Source organism: Cupriavidus sp. CP313 (genome assembly GCF_054072015.1).
In genome coordinates this window covers 177,193-194,780 of the sequence record NZ_JBSVZB010000007.1, presented here as the reverse complement: position 1 = coordinate 194,780, position 17,588 = coordinate 177,193, and the positions used below count along the sequence as shown (strand labels likewise).

Here is a 17,588-nt window from a genome sequence, read left to right as displayed (position 1 = left end):
GCGCCGGGCCGCAGGGCGGCTGGGTCAGGGGCGCTTGCGCCCCGTCAGTGCATCCGGATTGCGGCTGAAGTCCGCCAGGAAGGCCTGCAGGCTGACCACCGGCTCCTGCAGCAGGTGGCGCGGCAGGTCGAACAGCGCATAGATGAATTCTTCATTGCCTTCGCAGCGCTCGGCCGGCAGGCAGTATTGTTCCCAGTCCACGCACGCCGGCGTGTACATGCCGTTGCCGGGCCAGAAGAACGGCACCAGCCGGCCTTCGCGCAGGCCTTCGATCAGCGCCGCGGGGGCGTCGTAGGCCTCGGCCGATTCCACCTGGCTCATCAGCCCGGCGCGGGTCTCGATCACCATCAGCGTGGCGTGGCCTTGCGCGGTCAGCAGCAGGATGCCGGCCGGGTTGGGGTACAGGTAGTACTCGACAAAGCCATAGCGCGCGATGAGCTGGCGCACGCGCTCGGTGATGGCCGGATCGGACAGGAACGAGAACGAATGCCGCGTCAGCAGCTCGCGCAGCGTGCGCGACAGCGTGGCGAAGTACGCCTGCTGCATGGCCTCGATTTCCTGGTCCAGCCGCTCGACCATATTGCTTTCATGCTTCTTCACGTAGCGGTCGATCAGCCCGTGGTTGAAGCCCTGCACGGCGATGCTCTCGTCGGCGGTGCCGGTCAGCAGGATGGTCTTGCAGGGCAGGTCCTGCAGCGCCTGGCAGAATTCCAGCCCGTCCATCTGCGGCATCGAATAGTCGACCACCACCACGCCCGGCTGCAGGAAGCGCTTGAAGTCGTGGATCTGGCGGTAGATGCGGTCGATGTCGAGCTGCACGGTGCGTCGCTCGGTCAGGAAGGTCAGGTCGTCGTGCGTGACGCGCACCGGCAGGAAACCCGGGAAGCGGGTGGCGTAGGCCTCGCGGATCCATTGCAGCGCTTCACGCGGGTCGGTGAAGGTGATCACCGCGCGCGAGGCATCCATCTGGAATGCCAGGCTGTCGATGAATGACTTGCTGTCATCGACCAGGACGGTCAGGACCGGGTGATGGAAGACCGACAGGTTCCTGTCGTGCGGGTTGAAGGTCATGGAGCGGCGGGCAGGGGTTCGGCGCAGTAGTTAGGCACAGGCGTGGCGCAAGCGGCAAGCCAGTGTGCGCATTCGCAGGCCAGTATAGCGCGCCATGGCTGCCTTGCAAGGCACGCCTTGCAGCCAGGGCCGGCGGCAGGAGCCCGGCGGGCGCCGGGCGGGGGAAGCGCCCGCGGCAGGGCCGGGATGGCCCGGGCCTGCGCGCGGCGCGCGGACGGCCTTAGTCGACCGCCTTGAACATGTCTTCGACCACCTTCTTGGCGTCGCCGAACACCATCATGGTCTTGTCCATGTAGAACAGCTCGTTGTCCAGCCCGGCGTAGCCGGCGGCCATGGAGCGCTTGTTGACGATGATTGTCTTAGCCTTGTAGGCCTCCAGGATCGGCATGCCGGCAATCGGCGACTGGGGGTCGTTCTTGGCCGCCGGGTTGACCACGTCGTTGGCGCCCAGCACCAGCACCACGTCGGCCTGGCCGAACTCGCTGTTGATGTCTTCCATCTCGAAGACCTGGTCGTACGGCACCTCGGCCTCGGCCAGCAGCACGTTCATATGGCCCGGCATGCGGCCCGCCACCGGGTGGATCGCGTACTTCACGGTCACGCCCTTTTCCGCCAGCTTCTCGGTCAGTTCCTTGAGCGCGTGTTGGGCGCGCGCCACGGCCAGGCCATAGCCCGGCACGATGATCACGGTCTCGGCGTTGCCCATCAGGAACGCGGCATCGTCGGCGGAACCCGACTTGACCGGGCGCTGCTGCTGGTCGCCCGTTGCCGCCGCCGCCGTCGCGCCGCCGAAACCGCCCAGCAGCACGTTGAAGAACGACCGGTTCATCGCCTTGCACATGATGTACGACAGGATCGCACCGGAGGAGCCCACCAGCGAGCCCGCGATGATCAGCATCGGGTTGTTCAGCGAGAAGCCGATGCCCGCCGCCGCCCAGCCCGAGTACGAATTCAGCATCGACACCACCACCGGCATGTCGGCGCCGCCGATCGGGATGATGATCAGCACGCCCAGCACGAAGGCGATCGCCAGCATGATCAGGAACGGCAGCCAGTCCTGCGACAGGAAGAAGATGACGCCGAAGCCCACCATCGCCACCGCCAGCAGCAGGTTCAGCCAGTGCTGGCCGGCAAACACCACCGGCGCGCCCTGGAACAGGCGGAACTTGTAGCGCCCGGCCAGCTTGCCGAAGGCGATCACCGAGCCCGAGAACGTAATCGCGCCGACGAAGCAGCCGATAAAGAGCTCGATGCGGTTGCCCAGCGGGATCAGGTGCGAGCCTGCCGGGCTGATGCCGAACGCCGCCGGCTCGGCCACCGCCGCCACTGCGATGAAGACCGCGGCCAGGCCGATCAGCGAGTGCATCGCCGCGACCAGCTCGGGCATCTTGGTCATCTGCACTTTCTTCGCCACGTAGGCACCGATGCCGCCGCCGACCACGAGCGCGGCGAAGATCAGCGCCAGGCCCGTGCCCACCGACGACTGGGCCGTGCCCGCCGCGAGGAATTCATCCTTCAGCTTGATGATCAGGACCAGCGTGGTCACCGCGGCAATGGCCATGCCGATCATGCCGAAGGCATTGCCCTTGCGCGCCGAGGCCGGGTGCGACAGGCCCTTGAGCGCCTGGATAAAGCAGACCGAGGCCACCAGGTAGAGCAGGGTGACGAGGTTCATGCTGACAAGACCGGTCATCACGCGCCCTCCCTGGCCAGCGCCGGCTTTGCCTCAGGCGCCTTGGCCTTCGGTTCCTTCTTCTTGAACATCTCCAGCATGCGCTGGGTGACCAGGAAGCCGCCGAACACATTGACCGCGGCCAGCGCCACCGCCAGCGTGCCCATCACGCGCCCGACCCCGCCTTCGGTCAGGCCCGCGGCGAGCATGGCGCCGACGATGATGATCGCCGAGATCGCATTGGTCACCGCCATCAGGGGCGTATGCAGGGCTGGCGTAACCGTCCAGACCACGTGGTAACCCACGTAGATCGCCAGCACGAAGATGATCAGGTTGATCACCGTGTGGTTCACCATCTCCATCGACTTCTCCTCCGTTGCTTTGAATCCGGGATGCCGCTTGTCTTTTGCTGTATTGCGAACGACCGGGATGCTGCCGCGCAGGCAGGCCGACAGACCTCTGTGCGGGTCGTGGCTCTAGGCGACCAGCTGCGCGACCCCTCTCCCGCCTGCGGCAGAGGGGTGGAGAGCAAACCCTCAGAACTTCTTGATTTCCTTGATGCCGTTCTTCTCGTTCACCAGGATGACCTTGGGCTTGTAGGTGGCGATTTCCTCTTCGCTCATCGGCGCGTAGGTGCAGATGATCAGCTGGTCGCCCAGGTGCGCGCGGCGGGCCGCGGCGCCGTTCAGCGAGATCTCGCCGCTGCCGCGCTCGCCCTTGATGATGTAGGTGGAGAAGCGCTCGCCGTTGTTCACGTTGTACAGCTCGATCTTCTCGAACTCCTTCATGTCGGCAGCGTCCAGCAGGTCCTGGTCGATGCCGCACGAACCCTCGTAATTGAGGTCCGCCTGCGTCACGGTGACGCGGTGGAGCTTGGCGCGGAGCATGATGCGTTGCATGGGTGATACGTCCTTATATTTGATGCAAAAGCAGTGGGCGCACGGCGCCCGTGGAAATTACGCCGCCTCTCGCACGACCTGGCCGTCCCTGCACATCAGGCAGGCCGCGACGATGTCGTCTTCAAGGTTCAGCGTGTACTGGCCGTCCTTGTCGACGACCAGCTTGAGGAAGTCCAGCACGTTGCGGGCATAGAGCGCCGAGGCGTCGGCCGCGACCATGCTGGCCAGGTTGGTGTGGCCGATGAGGATGACGCCGTTATGGTTGACCACTTCGTCGGCCACCGTCAGCGGGCAGTTGCCGCCCTGTGCCGCGGCCAGGTCCACCACCACCGAGCCGGGTTTCATCTGCGCCACGGTGGCTTCCTGCAGCAGCACCGGCGCCTTGCGGCCCGGGATCAGTGCGGTGGTGATGACGATGTCGGCCTGGACGGCGCGCTGGTGCACCAGCTCGGCCTGGCGCTTCATCCAGTCCGGCGGCATCGGGCGGGCATAGCCGCCGACGCCCTGGGCGATCTCGCGCTCTTCATCGGTGAGGAAGGGCACGTCGAGGAACTTGGCGCCGAGCGATTCGATCTGCTCCTTGACCGCGGGGCGCACATCGGAGGCTTCGATCACCGCGCCCAGCCGCTTGGCCGTGGCGATGGCCTGCAGGCCGGCGACGCCCGCGCCCAGGATCAGCACGCGTGCGGCCTTGACGGTGCCGGCGGCGGTCATCAGCATCGGCATGAAGCGCTGGTAGTGGTGCGCGGCCACCAGCACGGCCTTGTAGCCGGCGATGTTGGCCTGCGACGACAGCACGTCCATGCTCTGCGCGCGCGTGGTGCGCGGCGCGGCTTCCAGGGCAAAGGCGGTGATGTTCGCGGCGGACATGCGCGCGTTGTTCTCGGCGTCGAAGGGATTGAGCATGCCGACCAGTACGGCGCCTGGCTTCATCTGCGCCAGTTCGGCGGCGTCCGGTGCGCGCACCTTGAGCACCAGCTGGGCGCCCAGTGCTTCGGCTGCGGTGCCGATGGTGGCGCCGACCGCCTCATACGCGCCGTCGGGCTGGCTGGCGGTTACGCCGGCGCCAGCCTGCACGACCACCTTGTGGCCCTGGGCGACGTACTTCTTGACTGTCTCCGGGGTGGCGGCGACGCGAGTCTCGCCGGCCCGCGTCTCCTGCGGGATGCCGATGTACATCGTCAATTTCTCCTTTAGCTGGCGTCTTGTCTGGTTGGGCGGACCGACGTCTGGCCCGTGCGCGCCGCAGGCTTAAGCCGCAGCGCAACAATTTTTTCGCAGCTTACAGGAATCTGACGTTCAACGGTGACCGGCCGGTCGGCTTTTACGGCGACCGCCAAAGGGGGAGTTGCAGCCGGAATTTCAGCACCAGCCGGACTCGCCGGCCGGGGGCCATGGCGGGTCGGCGGCGCTGCACGATGGGCCCGCAACCGGTAGAATGCGGGATTGCCTAAAAATTGAGCATCATGTCAAGTGACTGGAATGCCAGCGTGACCGTTGCCGCCGTGATCGAACGCGGCGGCCGCTTCCTGCTGGTCGAAGAGGAAACCGCCGACGGGCTGCGCCTGAACCAGCCCGCCGGGCACCTGGACCCGGGCGAGAGCCTGATCCGCGCCGTGATCCGCGAAACCCTGGAAGAGACCGCGCACACCTTTGAGCCGCGCGCGCTGCTGGGCTGCTACATGGGCCGTTCGCTGTCGTCGCGCACCGGCACCGATGTGACCTATGTGCGCTTTGCCTTTACCGGCGACCTGGGCTCGCTCGACGCCGGCCGCCAGCTCGACACCGGCATCGTGCGCACGGTCTGGATGAGCGCGGAAGAACTGCGCGCCTGCCCGGAGCGTCACCGTTCGCCGCTGGTGATGGCCTGCGTCAACGACTACGTGGCCGGCAAGCGCTTTGCGCTGGACGCGTTGTACACGCACCCGTCGGCGCTGGCCGCGGCCGTCCCGCTGGGAGCGCAGCCGTGAGTGGTGCCGGAAAACGTGTCGTCGTGGGCATGTCGGGCGGGGTCGACTCGTCCGTCACCGCGTGGCTGCTCAAGCAGCAGGGCTACGAGGTCATCGGCCTGTTCATGAAGAACTGGGAAGACGATGACGACAGCGAGTACTGCTCCACGCGCCAGGACTGGCTGGACGTGGTGTCGGTGGCCGACCTGATCGGCGTCGACGTGGAGGCGGTCAACTTTGCCGCCGAGTACAAGGACCGGGTCTTTGCCGACTTCCTGCGCGAATACTCCGCCGGCCGCACGCCCAACCCGGACGTGTTGTGCAATGCCGAGATCAAGTTCAAGGCCTTCCTCGACCATGCCATGTCGCTGGGGGCGGAAACCATCGCCACCGGCCACTATGCGCGCGTGCGGCAGAACGCGGCCGGCCGGTTCGAGCTGCTCAAGGCGCTGGACCACACCAAGGACCAGAGCTACTTCCTGCACCGGCTGAACCAGGCGCAGCTGTCGCGCACGCTGTTCCCGCTTGGCGAGATCCCCAAGACGCGCGTGCGCGAGATCGCCGCCGAGATCGGCCTGCCGAACGCAAAAAAGAAGGATTCCACCGGCATCTGCTTTATCGGCGAGCGCCCGTTCCGCGATTTCCTGAACCGCTACCTGCCGACCAAGCCGGGCCCGATGAAGACGCCCGAGGGCAAGGTCGTGGGCGAGCATATCGGCCTGGCCTTCTACACGCTGGGCCAGCGCAAGGGCATCGGCCTGGGCGGCAGCCGCGACGGCAACGGCGACGCCTGGTACGTGGCGCGCAAGGATATGGCGAACAATACGCTTTACGTGGTGCAGGGCCACGACCACCCGTGGTTGCTGACGCCGGTGCTGACCGCGTCGGACCTGTCCTGGGTGGCCGGCGAGCCGCCTGCCGCGGGCGCGGCGATGGCGGGCAAGACGCGCTACCGCCAGAGCGATGCGGCCTGCACGGTGCAGGCGGTGGACGGCGACGCGCTGACGCTCGGGTTTGCCGAGGCGCAATGGGCGGTCACGCCGGGCCAGTCGGCGGTTCTGTACGACGGCGACATCTGCCTGGGCGGCGGCATCATCCAGTAAGCGCTGCCGCAGCACGGAAAAACACCCGCTCGAGGCGGGTGTTTTCTTTTCGGCCGCTGCGGATCAGCCACGCGGCGGTTCCGTATCGATAAACGACTGGCGTTTGGACAGCTTTTCCTCCAGCGCCGCCAGGTTGGGATGGCGCTCGCGCCAGGCAATCTCGGGGAAGCGGAAGTCCAGGTAGGACAGCGCGCAGCCCACCGCCACGTCCGCCAGCGAATAGTGCGTGCCGGTGCAGAAGGGGCGGTCGGCCAGGCCGTGCGCCATGGCCACCAGCGCCGCGTCGATCTTGCCGCGCTGGCGCTGCACCCAGCGCTCGCTGCGCTCATGCGGCTCGCGCTGGGTTGCCTCCAGGCGCACCAGCAGCGCAGCGTCGAGCAGGCCGTCGGCCAGCGCCTCCCAGCAGCGGACTTCCAGGCGCTCGCGCCCGCCCTGCGGGATCATCCGGCTGACCGGCGTCAACGTGTCGACATATTCGACGATCACGCGCGAATCGAAGATCGCGCCGCCGTCTTCCATGACCAGGCAAGGCACTTTGCCGAGCGGGTTGAACTGGCCGATCCTGGTCTCGGGCGACCAGACATCCTCTTCGATGAGCTGGCACTCGATTTTTTTCTCGGCCATCACCACGCGCACCTTGCGCGCGTAGGGACTGGTCCGGGACGCATACAGCTTCATGTTCTCCCCTTGAGCTTGTTATGAAGTGCATCGTCGCTCTGTGGCAGCGGCGGTGGGGCGCGCGGCTTGCCCGATGCACTTCATAACAGGCTACTGGAACGGCGTGCGCGAGTATACCCGTGGTGCATGGCGAATGCGGGCTTGCGCACCGATGCCCCGCGGCGGCGCTTTACCGCTGCCCGGAGCCGGGGCAGGGGTGGTAAAATCCCGCGTTGCGCAGCGCCGGCGGGCCTGCCGGTGCGGCGTTTTGGACGCATCTGGCCGCATAAAGTCGCTTTTTCGATCCCTCCCGCCGCCAACGCTGACAGCGCCAGCCCCCGCGGCGCTCCTTGTTCGTCGCCTTCTTCTACTGCCTCCCTTTTCCCGGTTTCCAGCATGACCACCTCTTCGCTTTCGCCGCTCACCGCCCTGTCCCCGATCGATGGCCGTTACGCCGCCAAGGCCGATGCGCTGCGCGAATGGCTGTCCGAGGCCGCTTTCATGCGCAACCGCGTCAAGGTCGAGGTGCACTGGCTGATCGCGCTGTCGCAGGCCGGCCTGCCCGACATGCCCAAGTTCTCGGCCGCTTCCGAGGCCGCGCTGCTGGCGCTGGTGGACAAGTTCAGCGAGGCCGACGCCGCCCGCATCAAGGAAATCGAAGCCGTCACCAACCATGACGTGAAGGCGGTCGAGTACTGGCTCAAGGAACAGGTCAAGGGCAATGCCGAGCTGGAAGCCGCCAGCGAGTTCATCCACTTCGCCTGCACCTCGGAAGACATCAACAACACCTCGCACGGCATGATGCTCAAGGGCGCCCGCGAAGGCGTGGTGGTGCCGGCGCTCAAGCGCGTGCACGCCCGCCTGGTGGAACTGGCCAGGCTCAATGCCGCGCAGCCGATGCTGTCGCGCACCCACGGCCAGCCGGCCAGCCCGACCACGCTGGGCAAGGAAATGGCCAACGTGGCCGCGCGCCTGGCGCGCGCGATCCAGCGCATCGAGCAGGTCGAGCTGCTGGGCAAGATGAACGGCGCGGTGGGCAACTACAACGCGCACCTGTCGGCCTACCCGACGTTCGACTGGGAAGCCTTCTCGAAGCAGGTGATCGAGACCCGCCTGGGCCTGGCCTTCAACCCGTACACCATCCAGATCGAGCCGCACGACTACATGGCCGAGCTGTTTGACGCGATCGCCCGCGCCAACACCATCCTGCTCGACCTGAACCGCGACGTCTGGGGCTATATCTCGCTGGGCTATTTCAAGCAGAAGACCAAGGCCGGCGAAATCGGCTCGTCGACCATGCCACACAAGGTCAACCCGATTGACTTCGAGAACTCCGAAGGCAACCTGGGCCTGGCCAACGCGGTCCTGCGCCACCTGTCCGAGAAGCTGCCGCTGTCGCGCTGGCAGCGCGACCTGACCGATTCGACCGTGCTGCGCAATATCGGCGTGGCCTTCGGCTACAGCCTGCTGGCCTACGAGGCCTGCCTGCGCGGCCTGGGCAAGCTGGAAACCAATCCCGAGCGCCTGGACGAAGACCTGGACAACTGCTGGGAGGTGCTGGCCGAGCCGGTGCAGACCGTGATGCGCCGCTTCGGCGTGCCCAACCCGTACGAGCAGCTCAAGGAGCTGACCCGCGGCAAGGGCATCTCGCGCGAGGCGCTGCAGACCTTCATCAACGGCCTGGCGATCCCCGACGACGCCAAGAAGCTGCTGCTGGACATGACGCCCGCCAACTATATCGGCAAGGCCGTGGTGCTGGCCGAGCGTATCTGACGCCACATTCCGCCCCAGAACTGGGGCGACGTGCTGCAAAAGCCATCCGCGAGGATGGCTTTTTGCTTTTCTGGCGCGGCACGGCGGGCAGGGCCGCTGCGGCTTTGTGCCGCTTGCGACAGAATGTCACTTCAAAGCATTTGAATAACTTAATGAAGGACTGTCCTTCATCGGCGCACAGCCCGCCGCAATAATGCGAGAATCGTAAGCGCACGGGCGGGCCAGCCCCCGCCGGTGCCTTCCCCAAAATTGTGAAACGCTCCTACACGGGCGAGAGGAATCCGATGCGTTCTACCGCCAATGCCCCGACCGGCTACGGTGCCACCGCGATCGCCTTGCACTGGGTCATTGCGCTGGCGATCTTTGCCGCGTTCGGGCTCGGCCTGTACATGACCGGCATTCCGGGGCTGACGCCGACCAAGCTCAAGCTCTACTCCTGGCACAAGTGGCTGGGCGTGACGATCTTCGCGGTTGCCGTGCTGCGCGTGCTGTGGCGTGCAACCCATGCGGCACCGCCGGTGGCGCCCGGCACGCCGGCCTGGCAGGCCAAGGCCGCGGCCGGCGCCCATCACCTGCTGTACCTGCTGATCGTGATCGTGCCGATCAGTGGCTACCTGTACAGCTCGGCCGCGGGCGTGCCGGTGGTCTACCTGGGCCTGTGGAAGATGCCGGCGCTGCTGGAAAAGAACGACGAACTGAAAGAAATACTGAAGCTTGTCCATATCTGGCTGAACTACCTGATGGCGGCGGTGGTCGTTGTCCATGCGGCGGCGGCGGTCAAGCACCAGTTCGTCGACCGCGACGGCACGCTGGGCCGGATGCTGCCGTTCCTGCGCTGAGGCGCCGCCCCGGCCAACTTTTTCCGTACCGCGGCGCGCTGCGCCGACCCTGACAGGAGTTTTTTGAGATGAAACGCAATTCCCGCCGCGGCTCGGTCGTCATCGCCGCCGTCCTGACCGCCTCCGGCATCGCCGCCAACCTGGCCTGGGCGCAGGTCGACGCCGCCAAGAGCTCGGTGACCGCGGTCGCGCGCCAGATCGGCGTGCCGATGGAAGGCAAGTTCAGGAAGTTCGATGCCGCGGTCAGCTTCGACCCGGCCAAGCTGGCGACCTCGTCGGCCAAGGTCGAGATCGATGTGTCCAGCTTCGAGATCGGCGACGCCGAGACCACCAAGGAAGTGAAGGGCAAGGACTGGTTCGACGCCGCCAAGTACCCCAAGGCCGTGTTCCAGTCCACCAGCATCAAGAACGGCACGCCGGGCAAGTACGACGTGGCCGGCAAGCTGACCATCAAGGGCAAGACCGTCGACGTGGTGGTGCCCGCCACCTACCGCCAGGAAGGCGCCGTGCAGGTGTTCGAGGGCGCGCTGCCGATCAAGCGCACGGTCTTCAATATCGGCGACGGCGAATGGAAGGACACTTCCGTGGTGGCCGACGACGTGCAGATCAAATTCCGTATCGTGCTGGCCAAGAAGTAACAAGCAAGGCCGGCATTCCGCTGACGTACCCAAGGCGTTCCTGAGAACGTTCCGCCCCAACCTGATTTGTCGGGAGATTCCATGAAACTGCGTTTCCTCGTTGCCGCCGTCGCGGCCATTTCCGCAACCGCCGCCTTCGGCGTGGCTTCGGCCAATACCGTGACGTACAACCTCGATCCGACCCACACCTACCCGAGCTTCGAGGCCGACCACCTGGGCGGCCTGTCGACCTGGCGCGGCAAGTTCGACAAGTCCAGCGGCGTGGTCACGCTGGACCGTGCCGCCAAGGCGGGCTCGGTCGAGGTCAAGATCGACCCGGCTTCGATCGATTTCGGCAATTCCAAGCTGAACCAGCACGCCAAGGGCCCGGACATGTTCGACGTGGAAGCCTTCCCCGAGGCCGTCTACAAGGGCAAGTTCTCCAAGTTCAAGGGCGACGTGCCGACCGAAGTTGACGGCGTGCTGACGCTGCGCGGCGTGTCCAAGCCGGTCAAGCTGGAAATCCGCGACTTCAAGTGCATCCAGCACCCGATGCTCAAGCGCGAAGCCTGCGGCGCCGACGCCGTGGGCCATTTCAACCGTGCCGACTTCGGCCTGGACTATGGCGTGAAAATGGGCTTCAAGCCCGAGGTCAAGCTCGCCATCCAGGTGGAAGGCGTGCGCGCGGACTGAGCGCGCCAGCCCGCTGCGCCGGGCTTCCAAGCTATCAAGGCCGGCCATGCCGGCCTTTTTTGTTGTCCGGCATGATTCAGGGGCCTGCCAGGGCACTTGGTTGTACGACCCCCGACGGGCACAGTACAATGGCCCGCGGCAATACCTCCTTGATCGGGGCATTGCTACTCCTGCCATGGCGGGGGCAGCCATGCCCGCAACCGGCTAAAGCGCATCACTATGAGCATTCGCTGCATGTCCCGATACCGGTAGCCGCCCCCGCGACCTCCTCGCCCCTCATGCTGTACCCGGCCGTTCTGCCCTGGCTGTATGGCCCGCAGCGTTTCCCGGTTTTCCCTGGCGCAATACCGTGTATTCCAAAACGCAAATCGACCCGGTAGTTAGTTTCCGCAACTCGCAGGGCGAGCAGGCGCGGGGCACGATCATCAATCTCCAGAGGAAGTCCCTGGTGATGGAGGTCTACAACCCGTACTCGATCGTCCAGGTCAGCGAGGTGCTGAGCGAGCTCAGCGTCCGCATGGGGTCCAAGAACGCCTACCTGGGCAAGGCCGTGGTGATGAGCCTGGTGAACACTGGCCTGACCGCGGTGGTGTCGCTGACGCTGATCGACGAGTGGCGCGAGCTGTCCGACCTGAACAACGAACCCAAGTCTGTAGCCCGCGAAGCCGAGCTGTTCGTGCAGGACTGGGATTCGCGCTTCAATATCCGGCGCGACTACCAGATCGTGGTCAACGAGATGCGCGCGTTCCTGTCCGAAGTGTCGCGCTGGGTCGAGCAGGTCGACCTGACCGAATCGCTGCCCAAGAAGGACGGCAAGCTGCGCGAAGACGTGTTCTACGAGCTGGCCACGCCAATCATGGTCAAGACCAAGACCTACCTCGACTGGCTCGAGGGCGAGGCCGAGCGCGTGGACCCGGAGATCGCGCCGGTGCACCGCACCTATGCCCAGTCGGCGCTGCACCCGCTGCTGCTGCGGGCGCCGTTCGTATACCGGACCTTTACCAAGCCGTTGGGATACGCCGGCGACTACGAGATGGTCAACCAGATCCTGAGCGATCCGCAGCAGGGCCCGACCACTTACTTCCAGATCGTCAATACCGCCTTCCTGAAGGCGGCGGTGGCGACCGCGCACCGCAACCGCATCGACCTGCTGGTCGACTTCCTGACGCGCCAGGCCGAGCGCGCGCGCGCCGCGGGCCGTCCGTTCCGCGTGCTCAACGTGGGCTGCGGTCCGGCCTTCGAGATCCAGCGCTTCGTGCGCGAGTATCCCAATCCCGAGTTGCTGTCGTTCCAGCTGGTCGACTTCAGCGACGAGACGCTGGACTACACGCGCAGCTCGATTGAGCGCGCGGCCTCCGGCGCCGGGCGCAAGGCGTCGGTGGAAATGGTGCACCAGTCTGTGCACGAACTGCTCAAGCGGCGCATCTCGCCTGACGATATCAGTGCGCGGGAGTTTGACGCGGTCTACTGCGCCGGCCTGTTCGATTACCTTTCCGACAAGGTCTGCGCGCGGCTGCTGGCGTATTTCGCTTCGCGCTCGCGCGCGGGCGGGCAGATCCTGGTGACCAACGTGCATGCCAACAATCCCGAGAAATTCGGCATGGAGCACTTGCTGGAGTGGTACCTGATCTACCGCGACGACGCCGACATGGCGCAGCTGCTGCCGGAGAACTCGCATTTGCACCGCATCTACGTCGACCCCACTGGCGTCAACGTGTTTGCCGAAGCCACCATTGAATGAGGCTGTCCTAGCGGGCCACGCCATGAGCACTAACCAACTTTACGCCGGCTACCAGTCCGAACTGGCCGACTTCCGTCTGGCGTTCAGCCGCGGCGGCGCCTATACCGCGATCGTGCTGGTCATGCTCGGCGTCGGGCTCGACTACGGCCAGTATCCGCAGCAGCAGCTGGCGTTCGGGGTGGCACGCGTGCTGGTGTCGCTGTTGATCGCGGGCGTGGTGGTGATGCTGTACAGCGCCGCCGGGCGCCGCTTCGCGCCCTGGCTGACGCTGACCTGGCTGCTGCTGCCGCAGATCATGATCGCGTGGATGATCTTGCAGACCGAAGGGGTGGAGTCGCCTTACTACGTGGGGCTGAACCTCGCGATCTTCGCATCGGGCATCGCGCTGCCGTTCGGGTTGTGGCAGAACCTGGTGTTCGGCATGCTCTCGTACCTGCTGTACGTGCTGGCGTGCCTGTTCCATTCCGGCGGCATCGAGCCGGTCGGCACCTTTATCGTCAACTCGCTGTTCCTGCTGTTCGCCGCGGCGGCCAGCGGCGTCTACACCTTCTTCAACGAGCGCGCGCGCTTCATGCTGTTCCGCCTGAAGGCGGAGGTGGCCGAGAAGAACGCCGAGTTGGAAGTAATCAACCGCCGGCTGGCCGACATCAAGGGCCAGATGCTGCAGCAGGAGAAGATGGCCGCCATCGGTACGCTGGCGGCCGGCCTGCTGCACGAGGTGAACAACCCGGTCAACTTCTGCCTGATGGCGATCGAGGTGGCGATGGAAGAGCCGCAAGCCAAGGAGAACCCTTCGCTGGAAGAGTGCCTGGTCGACGCCAAGCAGGGGATGCAGCGCATCCAGCATATCGTCTCCGACCTCAAGACCTTTGCCTACCGCAAGCCGGGCGCCGAGGTGGAAGGCACGCCGTTCCTGTTCGAGAAGGCGCTCGATTCGTCGATCCGCCTGACCGCGCATGAGCTGCGCGGCGTCAGCCTCAGCCGCGAACTGCCTGCCGACACCCTGGTGCTGGGCGACGAGGCGGCCATCATCGGCGTGCTGATCAACCTGTTCTCGAATGCCGCGCTGGCCATGCGCAAGGCGGGCACGGCCGCGCCGGCGATCCATACCACGGCCCGGTGGGACAACCACCGCCTGCACGTCATGGTGCGCGACAACGGCCCTGGCATCCCCCAGGAAAACCTGGCGCGCGTGTTCGAGCCGTTCTTCACCACGCGCGAGGTGGGGCAGGGGCTTGGCCTGGGCCTGTCGATCAGCTACGCGGTGGTGGAGCGCCACGGCGGGCAGCTGTATGCCGAGAGCGAACTGGGCCAGTGGACCGCGTTCAGCTTCGACCTGCCGCGTGCGGAGTAACCAGCCATGAGCGAAGCGAAGCAGGCACGGCTTGCCGTTCTCTATGTCGACGACGAGGAGATGGCGCGCAAGTATTTCGCCCGCGCCGCCGGCGGCGACTATGAGGTGCTGGTGGCAGACGGCGCCGACGAGGCCCTGGCGGTGCTGCGCGCGGACCCTGCCCGCGTGGCGGTGCTGGTGACCGACTTCCGCATGCCCGGGCGCGACGGCGGCCAGCTGCTGCGCCAGGTGGCGCAGGAATACCCGCAGATCGTGCGCATCCTGGTCACGGCCTATGCCGACAAGGACGTGCTGCTGGAAACGGTCAACAGCGGCGAAGTCTTCCGCATCCTGGAAAAGCCGCTGAGCGTGGCCGACCTGCGCGAGGTGCTGGCACGCGCCGCCGAGCGCCACCGCGAGCGCACCCTGCGCCAGCACCGGCTGATGGCGATCGACGAGACCCTGGCCTTCCTGGCGCACGAGCTGAACACGCCGCTGGCGGCCATTGCCAACTTTGCCCACGGCATCCGCGGGCGTGTCGCCGGCGAATACAGTGCGCAGCGCCAGGCCGAGATCGGCCAGGCGGCCAGCGCCATGTACGACAACGCCCAGTATTGCCTGGCGGTGCTGTCGTCGTTCCTGCAGTCAGTGCGCAACAGTGCCGGCAGCATGCCGGCCCGGCCCGATGCCGGCACCGAGGTTAGCGCCGGCACGCTGGTCACTTCGCTGCTGGACAGCTACCCGTTCGCGGCCGACCAGCGCAGCTGGGTGCAGGTGGAGATGGACGGCGATTTCCCGGTGCAGACGCTGCCCAACTGCGTGGCGCTGGTGCTCTCCTCGGTGATGAGCAACGCGCTGCGGGCGCTGGGCAGTGTCGGCACGCCGGCGTTGCGCTTTGTGGTGGTGGCGCAGCCGCGCCCGGAAATCCGCATCTGCGACAACGGGCCGGGCATTCCGCCGGAAGTGATGGAGCGGCTGCTGGTCGACCCTGTCACCACCCACGCCAGTGCCGGCGGCAGCGGCCTGGGCATGATTTTTTGCAACCGCGTCATGCAGTCGTTTGGCGGCGGCATCCGGATCGAATCCGCATCCGGTGCCGGCACGACGGTGACGCTGGACTTTCCAAGTTTCAAGAGTCGAAAGCATAGGAGTGACCGATGACCGAACCGAATGCCACGCAGGCACCACCCCCGGCGATTCTGTTCGTCGATGACGAAGCGACTGCAGTCAAGTATTTCCAGCGTGCCATCGGGGCGCTGGCACCGGTGGCCACCGGCGGCTCCGTTGAAGAGGGCAAGGCACTGCTCGACGCCCACGCAGGCAGCCTGGCGGTACTGGTGTCGGACCAGCGCATGCCGGGCGAGTATGGCAACGAACTGCTGCGCTACGCGCGCGAGCGCTACCCGCATATCGTGCGCATCCTGACCACCGCGTATTCGGAGCTCGACCAGACCGTCGAGGCGGTCAACCAGGGGCAGATCCACCGCTACATCAAGAAGCCGTGGGACATCACCGCGCTGCGCATGGAGCTGAAGCAGGCGCTGGAACTGGCCGGCCTGCGCAAGGAACGCGACCAGCTGCTGCGCGAGAAGCTGTCCGTGCTGCAGACCCAGACCGTGGCCTCGCGCATCGGCATGGTGCATGCGCTGTGTGCCAGCCTGATCGGGCCGGGCCGTTTCCAGCCGGTGGAGACCTACCTCGCGGCGGTCGACCTGGCCGGCGCGGGCAGCGTCGAACCGGACTGGCAGCGCATGGACTACGCCGACCTGGTGCGTGCCGAAGCCGAGCGTAGCGGCAGCTTCGGCCATGCCGTGGCCACGCGCCTGGCGGGCCTGCGCAGCGCCAATGCCGGCCGGGGCGCTGCCGATGCAGCCGCAGTGATTGTCGATGCGCTGGGCAGCGAGGTGGTGCGCCGCGACGGCGACACCGTGGTGTGGACCGCGCCGGCCACGCTGGCGGAGTTCCTCGCGCAGCCGATCGGCGCACCCGTGTCGGCGCAGCACGCGGCCTGGCTGGCCAGCCTGCTGTGGCTGGAAGAGGCTGGCGGCGCGCTGCAGTTTGCGCGCGACGGCAACACCGTGGTGTGCCGCGCATGCCCGCGCAGCGAGGCCTTCGCGGCCGACCGGCTGGCGGCGTGGATCGAGCGGTTCTCGATGCCGGCCTGAATTTCCCAGCTGAATTTCCCAGACTTTGCAGCCATGAAAAACGGCGCCCCGCGGGGCGCCGTTCTGTTTTACCGGCAGGGCAGGTGTCAGGCCTGCGCGCCGTAGTTGGGGTCGTTGCGGTCGGTCGAGTCGGTCTTCTTGTCGCCCTTGACCAGGTCCTCGCGCTTGACGCCCAGCCACATCGCCAGCGCCGCGGCCACGAACACCGACGAGTAGATGCCGAACAAGATGCCGACCGTCAGTGCCAGGGCAAAGTAGTGCAGCGTGGGGCCGCCGAAGAAGAACATTGACAGCACCATCATCTGGGTCGAGCCGTGGGTGATGATGGTCCGCGAGATGGTGCTGGTGATCGCGTTGTCGATGATCTCGTGCGTGGTCATCTTGCGGAACTTGCGGAAGTTCTCGCGGATCCGGTCGAAGATCACCACCGATTCGTTGACCGAGTAGCCCAGCACCGCCAGGATCGCCGCCAGCACCGACAGCGAGAATTCCCACTGGAAGTAGGCGAAGAAGCCCAGGATGATGACCACGTCGTGCAGGTTGGCGATGATGCCCGCCACCGCGAACTTCCATTCGAAGCGGAACGACAGGTAGATCACGATGCCGGCCACCACGCACAACAGCGCCAGCAGGCCGTCGGTGGCCAGCTCCTTGCCCACCTGCGGGCCGACGAACTCCACCCGTTGCAGCTTCACGTCGGGCGAGGCCGCCTGCAGCGAGGTCATCACCTGCTCGCTCTGCTGGGCCGAGGTGACGGGCTTGCCGTCCGGGCCCTTCTGCAGCGGCAGGCGGATCATCACGTCGCGCGAGGTGCCGAAGTTCTGCACCTGCACATCGGTATAGCCCAGCTTGCCCACCTGGCCGCGGATCTTTTCCAGGTCGGCCGCCTGCTGGTAGCTGACCTCCATCACCGTGCCGCCGGTGAATTCGATCGACAGGTGCAGGCCCTTGTGCCAGAGGAAGAACACGGCCGCGGCAAACGTCAGGAAGGAGATCACGTTGAAGACCAACGCGTGCTTCATGAACGGAATGTCGCGCCGGATGCGGAAGAATTCCATGTTGAATCCTGTTCTGTA

General features: G+C 66.0%; 17 protein-coding genes. 10 read left to right on the top strand and 7 right to left on the bottom strand.

The window, feature by feature from the left end; all coding sequences use genetic code 11:
• Positions 1–24: 24 nt before the first annotated feature.
• From ACW4E8_RS13045 to ACW4E8_RS13025, 5 genes are all read right to left on the bottom strand, one after another.
• On the bottom strand, positions 25–1,071 hold the full coding sequence (locus tag ACW4E8_RS13045; protein WP_456804893.1) for a response regulator: 1,047 nt from the start codon (positions 1,069–1,071) through the stop codon (positions 25–27).
• Positions 1,072–1,291: 220 nt separating this feature from the next.
• A complete protein-coding gene (locus ACW4E8_RS13040) occupies positions 1,292–2,764 on the bottom strand; it encodes an NAD(P)(+) transhydrogenase (Re/Si-specific) subunit beta (protein ID WP_456804892.1) in 1,473 nt (490 codons plus the stop codon).
• Entirely contained in the window at positions 2,764–3,105 is a 342-nt protein-coding gene (locus ACW4E8_RS13035) for an NAD(P) transhydrogenase subunit alpha (RefSeq protein WP_013957959.1), read from the bottom strand. Before ACW4E8_RS13035 ends, ACW4E8_RS13040 begins: the two co-directional genes overlap by 1 nt.
• A 174-nt stretch (positions 3,106–3,279) precedes the next feature.
• The gene (gene panD, locus ACW4E8_RS13030; protein ID WP_456804891.1) at positions 3,280–3,642 is read right to left on the bottom strand and encodes an aspartate 1-decarboxylase; all 363 of its coding nucleotides are present in this window, start codon (positions 3,640–3,642) and stop codon (positions 3,280–3,282) included.
• 57 nt (positions 3,643–3,699) lie between these two features.
• Positions 3,700–4,821, bottom strand: a complete 1,122-nt coding sequence (locus ACW4E8_RS13025; protein WP_456804890.1) for a Re/Si-specific NAD(P)(+) transhydrogenase subunit alpha — start codon at positions 4,819–4,821, stop codon at positions 3,700–3,702.
• 287 nt (positions 4,822–5,108) lie between these two features.
• Here ACW4E8_RS13025 and ACW4E8_RS13020 point away from each other — a divergent pair, with 287 nt between their 5' ends.
• Together ACW4E8_RS13020 and mnmA are read left to right on the top strand one after the other, a co-directional pair.
• Complete coding sequence (locus ACW4E8_RS13020; protein WP_456804889.1) at positions 5,109–5,612, top strand: NUDIX hydrolase; 504 nt, start codon at positions 5,109–5,111, stop codon at positions 5,610–5,612.
• Positions 5,609–6,694, top strand: a complete 1,086-nt coding sequence (gene mnmA / locus ACW4E8_RS13015) for a tRNA 2-thiouridine(34) synthase MnmA (RefSeq protein ID WP_456804888.1) — start codon at positions 5,609–5,611, stop codon at positions 6,692–6,694. Before ACW4E8_RS13020 ends, mnmA begins: the two co-directional genes overlap by 4 nt.
• A 63-nt stretch (positions 6,695–6,757) precedes the next feature.
• Here the strand turns inward: mnmA and ACW4E8_RS13010 are convergent, their stop codons facing one another.
• Positions 6,758–7,372, bottom strand: a complete 615-nt coding sequence (locus tag ACW4E8_RS13010; RefSeq protein ID WP_114133769.1) for a glutathione S-transferase C-terminal domain-containing protein — start codon at positions 7,370–7,372, stop codon at positions 6,758–6,760.
• Between the two features lie 375 nt (positions 7,373–7,747).
• Between ACW4E8_RS13010 and purB the strand changes: the two genes are divergently transcribed.
• The 8 genes from purB (at position 7,748) to ACW4E8_RS12970 (ending at position 16,512) form a co-directional block, all read left to right on the top strand.
• A complete protein-coding gene (gene purB, locus ACW4E8_RS13005; protein WP_456804887.1) occupies positions 7,748–9,124 on the top strand; it encodes an adenylosuccinate lyase in 1,377 nt (458 codons plus the stop codon).
• A 284-nt stretch (positions 9,125–9,408) separates the two neighbouring features.
• Positions 9,409–9,963, top strand: a complete 555-nt coding sequence (locus ACW4E8_RS13000; protein ID WP_456804886.1) for a cytochrome b — start codon at positions 9,409–9,411, stop codon at positions 9,961–9,963.
• Positions 9,964–10,031: 68 nt separating this feature from the next.
• Positions 10,032–10,601, top strand: a complete 570-nt coding sequence (locus tag ACW4E8_RS12995; RefSeq protein ID WP_456804885.1) for a YceI family protein — start codon at positions 10,032–10,034, stop codon at positions 10,599–10,601.
• 81 nt (positions 10,602–10,682) lie between these two features.
• Entirely contained in the window at positions 10,683–11,273 is a 591-nt protein-coding gene (locus ACW4E8_RS12990; protein ID WP_456804884.1) for a YceI family protein, read from the top strand.
• A 349-nt stretch (positions 11,274–11,622) separates the two neighbouring features.
• Positions 11,623–13,014 (top strand): class I SAM-dependent methyltransferase, encoded by a 1,392-nt coding sequence (locus ACW4E8_RS12985; protein WP_456804883.1) that lies wholly within the window; start codon positions 11,623–11,625, stop codon positions 13,012–13,014.
• 22 nt (positions 13,015–13,036) lie between these two features.
• On the top strand, positions 13,037–14,368 hold the full coding sequence (locus ACW4E8_RS12980) for a sensor histidine kinase (RefSeq protein ID WP_456804882.1): 1,332 nt from the start codon (positions 13,037–13,039) through the stop codon (positions 14,366–14,368).
• A gap of 6 nt (positions 14,369–14,374) precedes the next feature.
• Positions 14,375–15,508, top strand: a complete 1,134-nt coding sequence (locus tag ACW4E8_RS12975; RefSeq protein ID WP_456804881.1) for an ATP-binding protein — start codon at positions 14,375–14,377, stop codon at positions 15,506–15,508.
• Entirely contained in the window at positions 15,505–16,512 is a 1,008-nt protein-coding gene (locus ACW4E8_RS12970) for a response regulator (protein WP_013957946.1), read from the top strand. The genes ACW4E8_RS12975 and ACW4E8_RS12970 overlap by 4 nt, the downstream gene beginning before the upstream one ends.
• Positions 16,513–16,598: 86 nt before the next feature.
• On the opposite strand, the gene secF is transcribed toward ACW4E8_RS12970, so the two are convergent.
• The gene (gene secF, locus ACW4E8_RS12965) at positions 16,599–17,570 is read right to left on the bottom strand and encodes a protein translocase subunit SecF (RefSeq protein WP_456804880.1); all 972 of its coding nucleotides are present in this window, start codon (positions 17,568–17,570) and stop codon (positions 16,599–16,601) included.
• Positions 17,571–17,588: the final 18 nt, after the last annotated feature.

What these genes read in the sequence shown, in the direction of transcription:
- ACW4E8_RS13045 (WP_456804893.1), bottom strand. Translation starts at nt 1,071, where the DNA reads ATGACCTTCAACCCGCACGACAGGAACCTGTCGGTCTTCCATCACCCG.
- ACW4E8_RS13040 (WP_456804892.1), bottom strand. Translation starts at nt 2,764, where the DNA reads ATGACCGGTCTTGTCAGCATGAACCTCGTCACCCTGCTCTACCTGGTG.
- ACW4E8_RS13035 (WP_013957959.1), bottom strand. Translation starts at nt 3,105, where the DNA reads ATGGAGATGGTGAACCACACGGTGATCAACCTGATCATCTTCGTGCTG.
- panD (WP_456804891.1), bottom strand. Translation starts at nt 3,642, where the DNA reads ATGCAACGCATCATGCTCCGCGCCAAGCTCCACCGCGTCACCGTGACG.
- ACW4E8_RS13025 (WP_456804890.1), bottom strand. Translation starts at nt 4,821, where the DNA reads ATGTACATCGGCATCCCGCAGGAGACGCGGGCCGGCGAGACTCGCGTC.
- ACW4E8_RS13020 (WP_456804889.1), top strand. Translation starts at nt 5,109, where the DNA reads ATGTCAAGTGACTGGAATGCCAGCGTGACCGTTGCCGCCGTGATCGAA.
- ACW4E8_RS13010 (WP_114133769.1), bottom strand. Translation starts at nt 7,372, where the DNA reads ATGAAGCTGTATGCGTCCCGGACCAGTCCCTACGCGCGCAAGGTGCGC.
- purB (WP_456804887.1), top strand. Translation starts at nt 7,748, where the DNA reads ATGACCACCTCTTCGCTTTCGCCGCTCACCGCCCTGTCCCCGATCGAT.
- ACW4E8_RS13000 (WP_456804886.1), top strand. Translation starts at nt 9,409, where the DNA reads ATGCGTTCTACCGCCAATGCCCCGACCGGCTACGGTGCCACCGCGATC.
- ACW4E8_RS12995 (WP_456804885.1), top strand. Translation starts at nt 10,032, where the DNA reads ATGAAACGCAATTCCCGCCGCGGCTCGGTCGTCATCGCCGCCGTCCTG.
- ACW4E8_RS12990 (WP_456804884.1), top strand. Translation starts at nt 10,683, where the DNA reads ATGAAACTGCGTTTCCTCGTTGCCGCCGTCGCGGCCATTTCCGCAACC.
- ACW4E8_RS12980 (WP_456804882.1), top strand. Translation starts at nt 13,037, where the DNA reads ATGAGCACTAACCAACTTTACGCCGGCTACCAGTCCGAACTGGCCGAC.
- ACW4E8_RS12975 (WP_456804881.1), top strand. Translation starts at nt 14,375, where the DNA reads ATGAGCGAAGCGAAGCAGGCACGGCTTGCCGTTCTCTATGTCGACGAC.
- ACW4E8_RS12970 (WP_013957946.1), top strand. Translation starts at nt 15,505, where the DNA reads ATGACCGAACCGAATGCCACGCAGGCACCACCCCCGGCGATTCTGTTC.
- secF (WP_456804880.1), bottom strand. Translation starts at nt 17,570, where the DNA reads ATGGAATTCTTCCGCATCCGGCGCGACATTCCGTTCATGAAGCACGCG.